General features: G+C 50.3%; 12 protein-coding genes and 1 pseudogene. 2 read left to right on the top strand and 11 right to left on the bottom strand.

What is annotated here, in order from left to right:
• Positions 1–24 precede the first annotated feature (24 nt).
• Positions 25–2,775, top strand: a complete 2,751-nt coding sequence (gene ppdK / locus PPHA_RS03115) for a pyruvate, phosphate dikinase (protein ID WP_012507424.1) — start codon at positions 25–27, stop codon at positions 2,773–2,775.
• A gap of 245 nt (positions 2,776–3,020) precedes the next feature.
• Positions 3,021–5,861: an excinuclease ABC subunit UvrA gene (uvrA, locus tag PPHA_RS03110; RefSeq protein ID WP_012507423.1), complete on the top strand. Its 2,841-nt coding sequence runs from the start codon at positions 3,021–3,023 to the stop codon at positions 5,859–5,861.
• A gap of 69 nt (positions 5,862–5,930) precedes the next feature.
• On the opposite strand, the gene PPHA_RS03105 is transcribed toward uvrA, so the two are convergent.
• The 11 genes and pseudogenes from PPHA_RS03105 to PPHA_RS03055 all read right to left on the bottom strand — a co-directional run bounded on the left by PPHA_RS03105 (position 5,931) and on the right by PPHA_RS03055 (position 15,369).
• The gene (locus tag PPHA_RS03105; RefSeq protein WP_012507422.1) at positions 5,931–7,184 is read right to left on the bottom strand and encodes an MFS transporter; all 1,254 of its coding nucleotides are present in this window, start codon (positions 7,182–7,184) and stop codon (positions 5,931–5,933) included.
• A 119-nt stretch (positions 7,185–7,303) separates the two neighbouring features.
• Positions 7,304–7,894, bottom strand: a complete 591-nt coding sequence (locus PPHA_RS03100) for a UpxY family transcription antiterminator (protein WP_012507421.1) — start codon at positions 7,892–7,894, stop codon at positions 7,304–7,306.
• A 259-nt stretch (positions 7,895–8,153) separates the two neighbouring features.
• Entirely contained in the window at positions 8,154–8,900 is a 747-nt protein-coding gene (locus tag PPHA_RS03095; RefSeq protein ID WP_012507420.1) for a YdcF family protein, read from the bottom strand.
• Between the two features lie 529 nt (positions 8,901–9,429).
• Entirely contained in the window at positions 9,430–9,822 is a 393-nt protein-coding gene (locus tag PPHA_RS16180; protein WP_012507419.1) for an RpnC/YadD family protein, read from the bottom strand.
• 869 nt (positions 9,823–10,691) lie between these two features.
• Positions 10,692–11,990 (bottom strand): nucleotide sugar dehydrogenase, encoded by a 1,299-nt coding sequence (locus tag PPHA_RS03080; protein ID WP_012507418.1) that lies wholly within the window; start codon positions 11,988–11,990, stop codon positions 10,692–10,694.
• Positions 11,991–12,101: 111 nt separating this feature from the next.
• Positions 12,102–12,527 carry a hypothetical protein gene (locus tag PPHA_RS03075; protein WP_041526404.1) on the bottom strand — a complete coding sequence of 142 codons (426 nt, stop codon included), beginning with the start codon at positions 12,525–12,527 and terminating at the stop codon, positions 12,102–12,104.
• Between the two features lie 155 nt (positions 12,528–12,682).
• Entirely contained in the window at positions 12,683–12,835 is a 153-nt protein-coding gene (locus tag PPHA_RS15855; protein WP_190274055.1) for a hypothetical protein, read from the bottom strand.
• A 189-nt stretch (positions 12,836–13,024) separates the two neighbouring features.
• On the bottom strand, positions 13,025–13,399 hold the full coding sequence (locus PPHA_RS16920) for a PD-(D/E)XK nuclease domain-containing protein (protein WP_456238409.1): 375 nt from the start codon (positions 13,397–13,399) through the stop codon (positions 13,025–13,027).
• A gap of 600 nt (positions 13,400–13,999) precedes the next feature.
• A pseudogene (locus tag PPHA_RS16915) lies at positions 14,000–14,540 on the bottom strand (AAA family ATPase); the annotation flags it as partial.
• 193 nt (positions 14,541–14,733) lie between these two features.
• Complete coding sequence (locus PPHA_RS03060; RefSeq protein WP_223293971.1) at positions 14,734–14,892, bottom strand: addiction module protein; 159 nt, start codon at positions 14,890–14,892, stop codon at positions 14,734–14,736.
• A 201-nt stretch (positions 14,893–15,093) separates the two neighbouring features.
• Complete coding sequence (locus PPHA_RS03055) at positions 15,094–15,369, bottom strand: hypothetical protein (RefSeq protein ID WP_012507414.1); 276 nt, start codon at positions 15,367–15,369, stop codon at positions 15,094–15,096.
• Positions 15,370–15,392 lie beyond the last annotated feature (23 nt).

The raw sequence follows: 15,392 nt of genomic DNA, 5'->3' as shown, positions 1-15,392 counted from the left end.
AAACACAATCACTCATGAAACATTATGCCACAATCTGAGATTACCAACGAAAAGGCCGGCAGTAAACAATACATCTACAGTTTCTCGGGCGGCTCTTCTGAAGGTGATGCGTCCATGAAAAACCTGCTCGGCGGCAAAGGCGCCAACCTTGCCGAGATGGCAAACATCGGTCTGCCGGTTCCTCCCGGCTTCACCATTTCAACCGAAGTTTGCACCTACTACTACGAAAATCAAAAAAACTACCCCAAAAATCTATTCGAGCAAGGAATCCCCGATGCGCTCCGCAAAATTGAAGAGACGCTCGGCAAAAAATTTGGAGACCCCGAAAACCCCCTCCTGGTCTCCGTCCGTTCAGGTGCAAGAGCCTCAATGCCCGGCATGATGGACACCATTCTCAACCTTGGTCTCAATGCACAAACCGTTGACGGCCTTGCAAAAAAATCAGGAAACCCCCGCTTCGCATGGGACTGCTACCGCCGTTTCGTGCAAATGTACGGAGATGTCGTGCTTGACCTCAAACCGACCGACAAAAAACAGATCGACCCCTTCGAAAAAATCCTTGAAGCAAAAAAACACGAGCTCGGCATCGAGCTCGACACAGAATTCACCGTTGAAGACCTCCAAAGTATCGTCGCTGACTATAAAACCGCAATTCTTGAAAAAACCGGCAAAACCTTCCCTGAAGACCCACACGAACAGCTCATCGGAGCAATCGGAGCCGTCTTCAACAGTTGGAACAACGAGCGGGCAATTGTATACCGCAAGCTCAACCACATTCCCGGTTATTGGGGCACCGCCTGCAACGTCCAGGCAATGGTCTTCGGCAACATGGGCCTCGATTGCGGAACCGGCGTAGCCTTCACGCGCGACGCCGCAACCGGCGACAACATCTTCTATGGTGAGTTTCTGATGAATGCCCAGGGAGAGGATGTGGTAGCCGGAACCAGAACCCCTCTGAAAATTGAACAACTCAAGGCCGAAAATCCAGGCATCTACGACCAGCTCGAAGAGATTCGCTCCATTCTCGAACACCACTACCACGACATGATGGACATCGAGTTCACCATCGAGAACAACATACTCTTCATGCTCCAGTGCAGGGTCGGCAAACGCACCGGCATGGCCGCAGTAAAAATAGCCGTTGACATGTTCAACGAAAAACTGATTGACGAAAAAGAGGCACTGCTGCGCATCGAGCCCGAACAACTCAACCAGTTGCTCCGGCCCGTCTTCGACATGAAAGAGAAGCAGGCAGCCATTCAGGAAGGACGACTCCTTGCAACAGGACTGAATGCCGGCCCTGGCGCCGCTACCGGCAAAATCTATTTCAACGCCGTCGATGCCTACGAAGCCGGAAAACGCGGAGAAGCGGTCATTCTTGTCCGCATCGAAACCTCCCCCGAAGACATCAAGGGCATGGATGCATCAGAAGGTATCCTCACCGAAAGAGGCGGCATGACCTCACACGCCGCACTGGTAGCCCGTCAGATGGGCAAGGTCTGCGTCGCAGGATGCGGAGCGCTCAGCATCGACTACCAGAGAGGAGAACTGCGGGTACAAGGCAACGATATTGTCCTGCATGAAGGTGATTACATCTCCATCGACGGCAGCACCGGAGAGGTCATTGCCGGAAAAGTAGCGACCAAAAACTCCGAAATCATCGAAGTACTCGTCGACAAGAGCCTCAAACCCGAAGATGCCCCGACATGGCCGATCTACCAGCAGCTCATGGAATGGGCCGATAAATACCGCAAACTCAACATCCGCACCAACGCCGACCAGCCCGACCAGGCAGAAATCGCCATCACCTTCGGCGCCGAAGGCATCGGCCTCTGCCGCACCGAACACATGTTCTTCGGCGGAGAGCGCATTGACGCCATGCGCGAAATGATTCTGGCCGACGATGTAGACGGCCGCAAAATAGCGCTTGAAAAACTGCTGCCATACCAGCGCGACGACTTCTACGGACTCTTCAAGGCAATGGGTTCACGCCCGGTCACCATCCGGCTTCTCGACCCACCTCTCCACGAGTTCCTGCCACACACCGACGACGAAATAAGGGCACTCTCCATCAAAATTGGCAGATCCTTTGAAGAGATCAAAGAGCGTATCGGCGATCTGCATGAATTTAACCCCATGCTCGGCCTTCGGGGCTGCCGACTCGGCATCCTGCACCCCGAAATCACCGTCATGCAGGTGCGGGCAATTATCGAAGCCGCATGCAAACTCAAAAAAGAGGGGCTCGAAGTAGTACCAGAAATCATGGTGCCACTTGTCAGCACCGTCAAAGAGCTTGAAATCACCAGCGAAGTGATCCACAAAACAGCACGCAGCGTCATAGCCGAACAAGGCACAGGCGTCAAATACCTCGTCGGCACCATGATCGAAGTACCCCGTGCAGCCATCACCTCCGACCAGATTGCCACCGCAGCCGACTTCTTCAGCTACGGCACCAACGACCTCACCCAGATGGGCCTCGGCATGAGCCGTGACGACTCAGGCCAATTCCTGCCCATCTACCAGCAACATGAAATCTTCGCACGCAACCCCTTCGAATCCATCGACAAGGATGGCGTGGGCCGACTCATGAGCATCTCGGCAAAAGAGGGACGGGCCGTCAAACCAGAACTCAAACTCGGCATCTGCGGCGAACACGGCGGCGATCCATCAACCGTCGAATTCTGCCACCAGTTGGGACTGAACTACGTCTCATGCAGCCCCTACAGAGTACCGATTGCCCGCCTTGCCGCTGCAAGAGCAGCACTGAAAGGGTAAACCAAAAGCAGCAACATCACGGGTACCAAACGAAAAAGGCGGCAATTGCCGCCTTTTTCATGAACTATCCCCACAAACAATCCCCGCACTGTTTTCCCTTTTTCGGCTTGCTTCTGCCAAATAATTTCCATATTCAGAAAAGTCGTACAAAGAAACCAGAGCCACCATTTTACCGTTGAGCAAGGCATAATCAAACAACGATTACCGCCCACACAGCAAAAAAAGAAAGAGCGCAAACAACACACATGGAATTCAGCCATATCAACATCCGGGGAGCACGAGTCCACAATCTCAAAAACATCTCCCTCGACATTCCACGCAACAAATTTGTTGTCATAACCGGCCTCTCAGGATCGGGAAAATCAAGCCTCGCCTTCGACACCATCTACGCCGAAGGTCAGCGCCGCTTCATGGAAACACTCTCGCCCTACGCCCGCCAATACATCGGCAGCATAGAACGCCCCGACGTTGACTATATCGAAGGACTCTCACCCGTCATCTCCATCGACCAGAAGAGCACCAACCGCTCACCCCGGTCAACAGTCGGCACCATCACCGAAATTCACGACTTTATCCGTCTCCTCTACGCCAAAGCAGGACGACGCTACGACCCCGTCACCGGCGCCATGCTCCAGCAGCAAAGCGAAGAGAGCATCGGCGAAGCCATACTCGCCCTCCCACAAGGCACCAAAATACAGATACTCTCCCCCCTCGTCACCGGACGCAAAGGGCACTATCGCGAACTCTTCGAACGACTCCTCCTCAAAGGCTTTCTCAGGGTCCGCATCGACGGAAAATACCGCGAAATGGAAAAGGAGATGCAGATCGAACGCTACAAAAGCCACTCCATAGAACTCGTAGTCGACCGCCTGGTCATCAGCCCCGACTGCGAAGATCGCCTCAGAGACGCAATCAGCATGGCCATAACCATGTCAGAACACCGCTCAACCGTCATCTGCGACCCGATGGAGAGCCAGCTCAAAGAGCTCACCTTCAGCACACGCTACGCCTACTCCGACGGCTCCGTACCCGTCGACACCCTTGCGCCAAACCACTTCAGCTTCAACTCCCCCTACGGCGCATGCCCTGAATGCAACGGCCTCGGAGAGCTCATGCAGCTTTCAGGAGAGCTGATGACCCCCGACCTCACCCTCTCGCTCAACGACGGCGGGCTCGACCCATTCGGAAAATCAGGAAAACGCAACCTCTGGCAAGTCATCAGGGCAATCGCAAGAGAGTTCAACTTCACCCTCGACACCCCATTGACCGACATTCCACAAGAGGCAATGAAAATCCTTCTCGAAGGATCCGGCACCCGAACCTTCGACGTCAGCTACAGCTACTCCGGCCACGACACCCTCTACCCGCAACCCTTTCCCGGAGCCCTCCCCTACGTCGAAGAGATCCTCAAAAATGCCAGCTCCTCAAAAATACGCGAGTGGGCCGAAAACTACATGCTCCGCAAACCATGCCCCTCATGCAAAGGAGCAAGACTGCGCAAAGAGAGCCTGCTGGTCAAAATAAACGAGATCAACATAGCACAGGCAGAATCACTCACCCTGCCCGAATCCCTCGCCTTCTTCAAGGCGCTCCCCGGCAACCTCAGCACAAAAGAGCAACTTGTTGCCACACCCATACTGCACGAAATCGTCAAACGCCTTGAATTTCTCCTCAACGTCGGGCTCAGCTACCTCTCAATCGACCGCAGCTCACAAACACTCTCCGGCGGCGAAGCACAACGCATACGACTCGCCTCACAGCTCGGCTCACAACTCAGCGGCGTCCTCTACGTCCTCGACGAACCAAGCATCGGACTCCACCAGCGCGACAACCACAAACTCATCACCTCACTCAAACGGCTCAGAGACCTCGGCAACACCGTCCTCGTCGTCGAACACGACAAAGAGACCATGCTCGAAGCCGACGAAATCATCGACCTCGGACCAGGAGCAGGCGAATACGGCGGAGAAATAGTCGCCCAGGGAGCCGCCGCCACCCTCGACCCCAACTCACTCACCGCAGGATACCTCAACGGAGAACGGCAGGTATACTGCAAAAAAGAGGAAAAAACAGACCCTGAGGAACAACAATTCCTGCGGCTCAAAGGGTGCCGGGGCAACAACCTCAAAAACATCGACATCACCATTCCCCTCCGCTCACTCGTCAGCATCACCGGAGTCAGCGGATCAGGCAAATCCACCATCATCAACGAAACCCTCTACCCAATCCTTGCGCGCCACTTCTACCGCTCCAAACTGCACACCTATCCCTACGACAGCATCGAAGGCATAAAACAGCTCGACAAAGTAGTCAACGTCGACCAATCACCCATAGGCCGCACTCCCCGCTCCAACCCCGCAACCTACACCGGAGCCTTCACCTTCATCCGCGACTTCTTCACCCGCATGCCCGAAGCGCAGATCAGAGGATACAAAGCCGGAAGGTTCAGCTTCAACGTCAAAGGAGGACGATGCGAAGTGTGCCAGGGAGCCGGAACCCGAAAAATCGAAATGAACTTTCTTCCCGACGTCTACGTCCAATGCGAAAACTGCAAGGGAGAACGCTACAACCGCGAAACCCTGCTCGTCAAATACCGAGGAAAATCCATCGCCGATGTACTCGAAATGACCATCACCGAAGCCGCAGAATTCTTCACCGACTTCCCCCGGATACTGCGCATCCTCACCACCATGCAAAGCGTCGGACTCGGCTACCTCAAGCTCGGCCAACCCTCCCCCATGCTCTCAGGCGGAGAGGCACAACGCATCAAACTCTCGGCAGAACTCGCCAAAATACAGACCGGCAACACCCTCTACATCCTCGACGAACCCACAACCGGACTCCACTTCCAGGACATCCAGCACCTGCTCGAAGTACTCCGCAAACTCGTCGACAAAGGCAACAGCGTCATCATCATCGAACACAACCTCGACATCATCAAAAACAGCGACTGGATAATCGACATCGGCCCCGAAGGAGGCAACGAAGGCGGCAACATCATCGCCGAAGGCACCCCCGAACAGATTGCCCAAACAGAACACTCCTACACCGGCCAATTTTTAAAAGCAGAGATGGGAATAGTGTAAAGGCGTCAAATACACGCAGTCAACAACGTCCCCCTTCTTGTTGTCTTGTTGTGGGTTTGAAGGAGGAGATCAGAGAAACTCCTCGTAGTAATCCAGATCCTTGTGGAAGGTCTCCTCAAGAGCGCTGAGAGAGAGAAAAGCAGCCGTCACGCAGATGGCGCCAACCAGCAGCGCCCCCGACTCCAGCCCGAACAGGCCACGGAAAAACTGAAAGAGCATGGTAATCGGCACCACCATGCCACGCACCAGATTAGGCACCGTCGTAGCAACCGTAGCACGAAGATTGGTGCCAAACTGTTCCGCCGCAACCGTAACAAAAATAGCCCAATAACCACCCGCAAAACCAAGAACAGCACAGACCACATAAAAAAACTGCGGGCTCTGATGACCCTGCAGAAAATAGAGCGCCACGGCGCCAACCGTCAGCAGCATAAACAACAGAATAACCTTTTTCCGGCTCTGCAACAGTTGACTCAACAAGCCGCTCGAAAGATCCCCGAAAACCAGACCAAGATAACAGTACATCACCGCATTGCCAGCCGAAACCGGCCCGGAAATACCAAGCTCAACACCAAACTCAGGCGAAAAAGTAATCAGCACCCCCACAACAAACCAGATCGGCACCCCAATCATGATCGAATTGATATAACGGAAAAAACGGCCACGATCCGTAAACAGAGCCAACATATTCCCCCGGCTCATCCCGCTCTTCGCCTCCATCGCCTTAAACATCCCCGACTCAGCAACCCTCACACGCGCAACAAGCAGCAACAGCCCAAGCCCCCCGCCAATAAAAAAAGCATTATGCCACTCATACGTATTCGCCACAATATTGGCAAGTATCGCCCCCGAAACACCAATCGAAGCCACAAGCATCGTCCCGTAACCCCGTATACGCGTATGCAACACCTCCGAAACCAGCGTAATACCCGCCCCAAGCTCCCCGGCAAGCCCGACACCAGCCACAAAACGCAACACCGCATAAGCCGGCAGCGACGAAACAAAACCATTTGCAATATTGGCAAGCGAATAGAGCAGAATCGAAGCAAACATAATCTTCAGCCGCCCCTTCCTGTCGCCAAGCCAGCCCCACAGAATACCACCAACCAGCATACCAATCATCTGCATATTCAGCAGATAAACCCCATAATCAATCAACTCCTTCCCCGACAACCCGAACGACTTCAAACTCGGCACCCGCACAATACTGAAAAGCACCAGATCGTAAATATCAACAAAATAACCCAGCGCCGCCACAATCACCGGCAGACTGAAAACATCCCGTATCGACGCATGCTCCCCTTTTTGCACAAAACCCTCCATTAAGCCCCCTGCAGAAACTCCTGCAAAAATAAAAAAAATCACCTCTCCAGAGTCTCACCCCAACAACCCGCCGAGGCCCCCACTCAATTTCAACTAAGCCAGCACAACACGCGACCACCTCACAAGCGAAGCAAATGCTTCTCCACAGACGCAAGCTTACCACTCAACGGCGCCACACCCTGAACCGGCGAAGGAGCAACCGCAATCGGCGCCAACACATCAGGAAAAATCGTCACCTCAACACCCTGCATAATACTCTCAAAAAAAACAACCAACCGCGACTCCCTCCCCTGCTTCACCACAACCCCCTCAAAATCCTTAAACGGACCAGCAAGCACCTTCACCCTCTGACCCGCCGGAAGAGAAACCACATGACGATGAATCGCATCCGGCTCCCTCACCAACTGCTTCAACCAATCAATATCCCGCTGCACAATGACCGAAGGCACTCTCCCGATCCCGATAAACTTCACCACACCCTCCGTATCAAGCACACGGATCTTCTCCCTCACCAAATCAATATTAACAAACACATAACCCCTGAACAACGGCTCAGAAACCCTCTTCTTCCGGTCACTCCACTGCTTCCAGGTATCAAGCAACGGCAAAAAACTCACAACACCCTGCTCCAGCAACAACTGATAAACCTTCTTCTCATACCGAGAACGAACATAAACAGCATACCACAGCAAATTCCGAACATCATCCATTCGACAAACACAATAATGTTAACCAACCCTCAAAAAAAAGAAGATAACAACTACGCCCCACTAATGAAAATCCCCCCTTGGGGACGTTGTTGATTCCGTGTACTTCCTCAAAAAAAGGGGGACGAAAAGGGGGACGTTGTTGACTCCGTGTATTTACGACCGCAAAGTCAACATTGAAAACACGGTATGTTCTTCGGAAGTACACGCAGTCAACAACGTCCCCATCTCCTGTTTCCGGCGAACGGGACGGAGTCACCACTTATTTTGTAACCCAATAGAAAAGCAAGCCGATCACCTCACGCAATGCCCTGTCGGACTGCGCAAGCGCCTCGGCATTCGGCAAAAAAGAGAGCACCGTCAATGGGCTCTTCTCACTGGTCTGATAATCCACCAAAAAAGGCTCAACAGCAAACCCCGCACGTTCAAACAAAAAACGCGCCCGACGCATATGAAAAGCACTGGTAACAAGAATAATTCTCCTCGGAACTCCTTTTTTTGAAGCACCGAGCAACACACTTGCCGCAGCAGCTTCATCCGCCGTATTACCCGCCTTACCCGTCAAACGGATAGCCGATTGCGGCACACCAAGCAGCAAAGCCCTTTTCGCCAGCAACTCACCCTCAGGCACCACACCCGGCTGCCACGGCACCTGCCCACGAGTAAAAACCACCACAGGAGCTCTTCCCGCCTTGAAAAGCTCAACGCCACCATCAAACCGATCCACAGCACCACCCCACTCCCCCAGCGGCGCCCCGTCAACCGTCACAATCATACCACTCAACACAACAATCGCATCAGCCTTCCCGACACTGCTGACCGGCACTCTCCCCTCGCCAACCTCAACAGAACGCATCAAAAAATCACTCATCACAGGCATACTGAACGCCAAAAGCAGCAGAGTTCCAAGCCAAAGAAAAAAGCTGTTGCGCAACAGCAATCCAGCCAGCAGACACAACAGGCTGAACCCCGACGGCAAAACAAGAAGAGGCAGAATTTTATTGATCATACGACATTGGAGACGTTGTTGACTAAGTGTACTTCAGCTCAAAACATTGGGGACGTTGTTGACTACGTGTACTTCAGCTCAAAAACACAGGGACGTTGTTGACTGCGTGTACTCATGAACGAAAAGCACAACCTGTTTCGACGTCAAGAGTGAATGACCACCATATTTGCGGAATACGTTTGATCACAAGCTCACCCCCGGCTTGAAGGAAATCATAAACTGGTACTATAAACAGCTCTCATATGCAAGACTCCCCGTTAAAATCCTGCAATAAACAATAATCAAACCTCTCTTGAGCAATGAGACACTCTTTTTCCGGCTCTTGACCCACTTCCAGATGCATTTTGACTCCATCACGAGCAATCTCAAGCGTTCACTGATGGTTCTTCCCTGAAGAGCACAATGATATCAGGCAGTTTCACTCTTCTTCCGGTGATACAGGTGTGATATCTCCAAACACTTCGCCTTTGCCTGCAAGAAGCGATGAGCGTTGAGATTTTTTCAATAATGCAATTATCGCTCTTTCTCTCTAAGAGAGAATCGTCACAATAACAGAGGCCTGCTTGACCGAAGGCTTATCTCCCAACCATCTCAAAGTTCCGTTTTCATAGCAAGCTTCATAACTCTGCGAGATAATTGTCTCTATCCAGTCCGGTTCTTCACGAAAAAATTTCTTTTGATGAAAAACGGCCTCCAAGGTCGGCGCAGTGAGGACAGCATCGTCCCATGAATGCAAATCCTCCTCAGAAGCGCAGCTTACCATCTCTAATGCCCATGCAGGCAAAGCACCAAAGCGACATTCCAGTTGCATGCACAAGAACCGGCGCTTACCCTCCAAACGGCCTATGACACGACCCTCGGCCTGACCCTCAATAGAGCCCTTGTCATAGCCTATCCTTTCTATACTCGTGATATATCTCATTTTTTGCTCTCCACAATAGCTCACAGCCCTTCCACAAAAAAACCGGCAAACCAGTACAACGTGAAATCGTTTGGCCCGACGATCAAATGCACTCCACCCGGCCTGTTCATTCGACAAAAAAGAAAGATCAGAAACTCCCCCCCTCTGGAAGCAAGGATTTATGTAACGATCTTTTATAAAAATAGTTCACTCTCCTTTTGGAGAAAATTATACGGCACCATGAGAATGGCTTCGGCCCATGCCTCCAGCCCCCTTTCAGATGCGCGGCTTAATTTCCCGGGTGCTCACTCTGACCTGCCTGCCAATGTATCCCCATCAAACTTCGCCTGCCTCACCAAACGAGAAAAACCATCAGCTCCTGTATGCGACACAATATTTATCTTCACTCTGCTCTTATCTGTAGACCAGCCTAACTGTTGGACAAGCATATCAGCCAATGCTTCCAGTATGGTGTTTACCCCCAGACCCTTCCACTGCATGTGCTGAAACCAATACTGGTTTTTTCCAGGCAAATGTATCAGCTAATTGTTCAACAATTATTGGATTCAACAAAGCATCTACAAAGAGAGATGCTGCATCGGGGTCACCGGACTTAGCCGCAAGATATGAAGGAGTTTTACCGTTGATTCGTTAGCATGAATCCAAACAGGTGGAAATACCTCCCACGGATACCTCGTTGTCACAAGTACCAGATCCTCGTCGGAGGCTGAATTCATTAATGGGCAACATCGAAATTCAAAGCAGCCCGCTTAAAAAGCCTTCGGGTATCTCAAAGTTAGCCTTGCTACGCAACAGGCGTTCCATTGCTCAAATATAACATCTCTTCCCCAAAATCCGTGAGCCCATCCACCAGGCTGCAGGCCCGATCGTTACAACCTTCCACTAACCTTATCAATCGGCAAAACCCCTTTCACATCATAAATGACCGCATTAATGCCAGAGCTAAGTGAGCGAATATCAAGAGCGGCAAATGCATCGTGCGCTACAGCAAGAATGATGGCCTCGTAATGATTGCCATTAAGCTCATGAAGGCATTCAAACCCGTATTCATGCATCACCTCTTCGGGATTCGCCCACGGATCGTGAATATCCACTTCAGCGCCATACTGCTTCAGTTCATTCACAATATCGACAGCACGGGTGTTCCGGATATCGGGACAGTTCTCCTTAAAGGTGATGCCAAGCATCAGAATCTTGGCACCCTTGATCTTGTGATCACGCGCTATCATCAGTTTAATGACCTGCGAGGCTATATACTTGCCCATGTTATCGTTCAACCTCCGCCCCGCAAGAATGATTTCCGGATGGTAGCCATACTCCTGAGCCTTCTGGGCAAGATAATATGGATCAACACCGATGCAGTGACCTCCCACAAGACCCGGTTTAAAGGGAAGAAAGTTCCATTTGGTACCCGCTGCCGCCAGAACTTCATGAGTGTCGATCCCCATCCGGTTGAAAATCACGGACAACTCATTGACAAAGGCAATATTGATATCACGCTGCGAATTCTCAATCACCTTGGCCGCCTCCGCAACCCTGATGGATGAGGCCAAGTGGGTACCGGCAACGATGATCGATCGATAGAGCGAATCAACTTTAGTGGCAATATCTGGAGTTGAGCCCGATGTAACCTTTTTTATCTTTGTTACTGTATGCTCCTTATCGCCGGGATTAATCCGTTCGGGAGAGTAGCCAGCAAAAAAGTCACGGTTGAACGTAAGCCCGGAGAATCGTTCAAGAACAGGGACACAATCCTCCTCGGTAGCACCGGGATAGACCGTTGATTCATAGATGACAATATCGCCCATCTTGAGCACCCTGCCAATGGTTTCGCTCGCCTTGAGGAGCGGTGAAAGATCAGGACGATTGTTCTTGTCAGTCGGAGTAGGTACCGTAACGATATAGTAATTTACCGCACCAAGATCGCTACTGTCAGAACTCACAAAAAGACCCGGACTCCCTTCCTCCCCATTATAGTTACTCTCGCAGAGAACACTCTTCAGCTCTTCACTGGTCACCTCAAGTGTAGCATCGTAACCTTGCCCAAGTTCACCGACACGCTCCTGCTTGATATCAAAACCAACGACAGGATACTTTTTGGCAAACTCCACAGCAAGCGGCAAGCCGACATAGCCAAGACCAACAACAGCAATTCTAATTGAATTCATAAATGGGGGAAGGATAGTTTTTTTAGCACAAAAAAACGTCAGTAAGACCAACACGTTACTACGAAAGAGCGCCTGCTTTAAATATCTCTAAAATATTTTATAACAATATGTTCATATCAGATTCACACCACATCCAATTCCAATTCCAGACAGCACAATACGCCACTTACGAAAGAGCGGTGATGGATTGAACAACACGCCTGCGCCGACTTTAAAAACTTCCGCACTCCAAACCAGCACCTTACGCCCATCCTTCATAATCGTAATATTGCAGGTAACCAGAACCGAATCAATACCTGAATTTTCAAGCCCTTCCTTTAATGCAATCTTCAACGAGTAGCGGCAACCAGCCAATTCAATGACTCCATGATCATAAAAAGCTGCATAATTTTGCAGCATCATGATCACAGCAATCTTATTCAAAGGTACAAAAACAGACTGGAACTTCGGCCAGCGTTTCAGCAATGCACACCGCAAAATGGCTCTGAGTGTACCACGATCCAATGCGAAGTTTTCGCCATGCTCTCTCCTCGCCAAACAGCTCACTTATAAAACTTCGAGCATCACATCTATTTCACAAAGTCCGTGCACCCAACCGCAGAGCCGCTGGCCCGAACCGGCATACACAACAGCACAACCCGAGCAGGATGTACCCCTAGTCAACAACGTCCCCCTTTTTCGTACAGTAACATTTATTTGAAAACCGCTTCCAGTGTCTGTGCGGTGAGGATAGCTTCAGCCCATGCCTCAAGCTCCTGTTCAGTTGCGCGGCTTAACTTCCCGGTTGCCCACTCTGGCTTACCTTTCAACACTGTTACACCCAGCACGCAACCACCTCTGCTCATGATAGGTGATCAGCATCTCTTCCCCAAAATCCGTGAACCCAGCCGCCAAGCTGCAGAACCGATCCAGCACAACAAATTGGAACATTCTGGAGCAGTAAGTACATGCAGTCAACAACGTCACTCTCTGCAACCAAGGAAGAATGTGCACGGAGTCAACAACGTCCCCCTTCTGGAATTTGGGAACAGGCTTTAAATCCTCTCCCACTCAAACTTGCTGACGTTTCTCTGTTTCGGGTCAAAGACGATGCCAATCAGATAGCGTTCCCCCTCATATTTTTCGTAATATTTCATTTCCCTGATCTGCTCAAGTGGCTCCCCGTCAGTCACCTTGAATTCAAAGAAAAAGGTTCTCCCCACAGCCTTCAGCGTCAGGTCAATTCTGCCCTTGTTGCTCACATCCTCGGCGATGATCTCTACTCCGATACTGGCAAAACAGGCATAAAGCACGCTGGCATAAAAGCCCTCGTAACGCTCAATGTCATTGTTGGTAACATTATTATAGGCGATGCTTGCAAAAAGACGCTTGATAACAGGTTCAAATCGTTCAACATCACCAGTATTCATGATAGCCAGCAGCTCACGGCGGATGGGCTCATTTTCCGAAACGCTGGTCACCGATTGCAGGATATAATCGTTAAAACTGGTCTGCACCTCCCTGTTAGGAAATCCCAACTCATAACCAAATCCCATATCCAACGGCAGCTGGCGCTTGATGGTCAAATAGCCGGTCTGAAACAGAATAGTCTCCAGATTGAGATTTTCAAGGTCAAAGCTGTTAACCAGAGACTTATTAACCTGTAATCCATTAAATTTTGGAATAAAATAGTTGTTCTTTTTGATGAGTTCAATCAGAAACTTTAGCGTTCCTGTCTCGAACAAAAAGTTTTGGAACGTACGCTGGTTCTTGATAAACAGCAGGATATCGAAAGGGTTATACACACTATCACCCAAAAAGTTATACCCATTGTACCACCGCTTGACCTGCTCCATATTAACACCTTCGAGATAAGGGGCAAAAGAGCTCTCCAGATCAAGCTGGGTATAACCACAAACGTTGCCAAAATCAGGGTTCAGGCTGATATCTTCAAGATTGTTCAGACCGCTGAAGAGCGACTCTTTGGAGAATTTACTCACCCCTGTGAGGAAGGCAAAGCGCAGATACCGGTCGTTCTCCTTGATTTTGGTATAAAAGTCCCGCATTCCATCCCGGATAACCAGAGCCTCGGGGATATTCTCAATATTGTCCAGAATCGGTTTGTCATACTCATCAATAAGAACAACAACCTTCTGATGATACTTTTGTGAGGTCTTCTTAGAGTTCTGCGAAACACTGGTTGGGATCCTCTTTCTCCACACAAATAATATCAAGCCGCTCCTGATTGTCATTCAGGATATAGAAAAGATTTTTGCGAAGAGTTTCCTGGCTGCGTATTCCGCCACTGAAACTGATCTGGATGACCGGATACTTCACCTCCCAGTTCCACTGCTCCTCAATCAGCAGCCCACGGAACAGATCCCGATTTCCCTCGAAAATATTTTTCAGCGTATCAAGGAAGAGGCTTTTGCCGAATCGCCGGGGGCGCGACAGAAAAACATATTTAAAGTTGTTAATCAGGCTATAGGCTATCCCGGTTTTGTCGATATACAGGTAATCCTCGTTTATGATCTCGCTGAAGGTCTGTATGCCCACTGGCAACTTTTTCATCGTCAACCTCAATGTTAAACATGAGCCCATAACAGGTATCGGCACTCCACACTTTTTTTACGACACCGCAAAATACAAAACTTTTAGTCAGAAAAACCGAGCGCAGTCAACAACGTCCCCCTTCTTCCTTTATACCATTTCACTGCATCAAGCAAATCTTTAGCTGCTCATTCTTGAAATTTAAGCTTCACCGCTATAACGCATCAAAATCCAGAAGTGTCGAACGACCTTCATTTACCGCTTTCATGCGTTCATGTACCTCACTTATCCATGCTTCACGAATGTCGCCCTCTTCATAATCAATACTTGCAAGAAGCAACTCTGCCAATGCAACCCGTTGAATGGGCGGCATTTTCATTGCCTTATTTATCAATAGCTTATCCATAATTACGATATCGAGTGATAATGGAAAAACACCTTCCCATGGTACGAATGTTCAGGTACAAGCAGAATAATGCGTGTTATCCACAAATGTTCTTTTTTCAGAAAATCCTCATACGCCAACCTCAGTCTCTCCTCAAGCTCCATCACATGCACACAGGCCACCGCCATATCAACGTTCCTTCCTATAACAAATTCCACAATCTGCAGGCAACGTTGACACATCCTGTTGATCCGGGCTGACACGTGGCACCAAACCTGGGCACACGTTGCTGCCAGCCTGAAAAATCTCTTCCCAATCGACATTGTTGTCTTCCTGGGTATCAAAAAAGCTGGCTAAACCAAGCGCCTTGAAGTCGTGCTCAGAGTTTACTTCTATGGGACGGCAGGGAGTGACGACACTGCCCGTTTCTTCAATCTTCCCTTCTTTATTTTTTACCACTTGCATGGCAAGCCTCCTGATTAGATCAT

Origin of the sequence: Pelodictyon phaeoclathratiforme BU-1 (assembly GCF_000020645.1) — a bacterium.
Taxonomy (GTDB): Bacteria; Bacteroidota; Chlorobiia; order Chlorobiales; family Chlorobiaceae; genus Chlorobium; species Chlorobium phaeoclathratiforme.
This window is presented reverse-complemented; position numbering and strand designations above follow the sequence as displayed.